Raw genomic sequence first — 1,818 nt, forward strand, 5'->3', positions numbered from 1 at the left:
CTTTCCACATGGATTTCCCACATGGTGGTATACCCAACCGCACACCGGAACAGGAAGAATTAATCAAACTTCGGAAAGAAAATCAAAAACTGGCCATGGAAAACGATATTTGCCCTAAAGCATAAAAGATGCTAAGCGCTAAAGCGCCAAATATCTCTAGAATGCAGGCCGCGCTGATCATTGGACGAAAGTAAATGTGATCCGAAATAACCGTCACAAATACTGGATATCAGCAATGTGCGGCGTCCTTCCTTTTAAGTCCTTATCCCTCCTCCCCCCGTTACAATTTCCTAGTCCAGAGTTCCAAGTCTTTAGTAATTCTACTCATCTATCTTATTATTATTTTCTATTCTATCAATCTTTTTATTTTTTAGTGCTTTTCTATCTTTTTCTATTACATATATTATGTTCTCCATTCCATTAACTTTTAAGTGGAATTGTTGAACCTAGGATTTCCTCAACTTTCAGATTACGATGTATTTACCCCACTTGTTATCTTGGCTTTTAAAGATATGTTATTACAAGAAAAAAAGATTAATGCTCCAGCTACTGAAACATTAACCTTTTTAACTTCTTTCACTGCATCATTAGATTTATGTAGTCTGTTTATCTGACTATTTTATTGATTTTCATAAACTAAACCTAATAAACTAATTATGCATTCATCTTATACTATATTTTGCAGTATTAACTTTATATTTCTCTTAAAATTTTATCAGCTCTTAACCTTTTTATTAAATTTTCCCACGCTTCCTCTTCATTGATAAATACTTTTTTTGAACCTGTAATTACACTTGCTCTTTCATCTGTTGCATACACAACCCAAGTATCATTTTCCTGTTTTATAACCAACTCATCTTCTCTATTATATCGCTCTTCATTAAGGTTATAACTTTTTAATCCTTCTTTAGAAATAATATTTATTGCGTCTTCTCTTGTCATTGATTAATACCTCCTACTTTATTTCTTTTAATAGTCCTAATCTCTCTAACTGATCAACTGTTAGAGAAAATTCATATTGAATACCTCCTCCAGTCCCCCAACTTTTAATTCCTGCAATTTCACCTTTATAAGATATTAGTTTACTATAATCTCCATCATAATATTTTGTAACAGCAGCATCTATTTGGGTTTTTAACTTAATGTCAGAACAATTCTTAACATAATCTTCTAGTTTTGAAAAATCTCCCATAACTTCATATTGATGATAATTTGATAAATCTTCTACATAGGGTAGCGAACGTTCTGTATATGAATATGGTTTTCCATCAATTATAGGAGATGTGTATCTACCATTAGCATTACCATATCTATCAATTACTTCTCCAACCTTAGGATTAAACTGCTGTTTTATTGCAGTTCCGTCAGTACTTAATGTATATCCACCTTCCGCAGCTTTTCTCCAATTAATTGAACCATCAGGATTCACTACTGATGAATTCTTTGGAATTTGAATACCCTCTGGCCATTTACCCTCTTTTAAAAAGTTGTTTGCCGCATCTGAATTTACATTTTTCAGTAAATAATTATATAATTCATCATTACTACATCCAGATTTTCTCCATAGGTTAACAGCTTCTGCCGTACCCTTAGTCTTACTTGCTCCCCTTACCGCGTCCTCAACCCTATCAACCTGCTTCGCCACATCTCCTGCTTTGTCCAGTGCTTGGGTGGTATCACCTACTTTGTCCAGGGTTCGTCTTGTTCTTTGCACATCACTTAGCTTACCCGTCTGAAGGACCTTCCCTCCGTATAGGCTCACTAACACATCCGCTGCCACATAGCCACTCACATACATGACGCCCTCTTCTTCCCATG

Annotated in this window: 3 protein-coding genes and 1 pseudogene; 2 read left to right on the forward strand and 2 right to left on the reverse strand. The window is 34.9% G+C overall.

Features of this window, described 5'->3' with window-relative positions; genetic code table 11:
• Positions 1-250, forward strand: a pseudogene (locus tag B494_RS20750) (hypothetical protein); the annotation flags it as partial.
• 190 nt (positions 251-440) lie between these two features.
• On the forward strand, positions 441-614 hold the full coding sequence (locus tag B494_RS20900; RefSeq protein ID WP_017470426.1) for a hypothetical protein: 174 nt from the start codon (positions 441-443) through the stop codon (positions 612-614).
• A gap of 79 nt (positions 615-693) precedes the next feature.
• On the opposite strand, the gene B494_RS0100665 is transcribed toward B494_RS20900, so the two are convergent.
• Positions 694-942 (reverse strand): Imm59 family immunity protein, encoded by a 249-nt coding sequence (locus B494_RS0100665; protein ID WP_017470427.1) that lies wholly within the window; start codon positions 940-942, stop codon positions 694-696.
• Positions 943-955: 13 nt separating this feature from the next.
• A partial coding sequence (locus B494_RS20040; RefSeq protein ID WP_051128196.1) for a TNT domain-containing protein occupies positions 956-1,818 on the reverse strand: 863 nt, incomplete at its 5' end.

Source organism: Amphibacillus jilinensis Y1, from assembly GCF_000306965.1.
GTDB lineage: Bacteria > Bacillota > Bacilli > Bacillales > Amphibacillaceae > Amphibacillus_C > Amphibacillus_C jilinensis.

Bases quoted from the DNA above. Each gene is read 5' to 3' on its own strand.
- B494_RS0100665 (WP_017470427.1), bottom strand. From the start codon at position 942: ATGACAAGAGAAGACGCAATAAATATTATTTCTAAAGAAGGATTAAAA.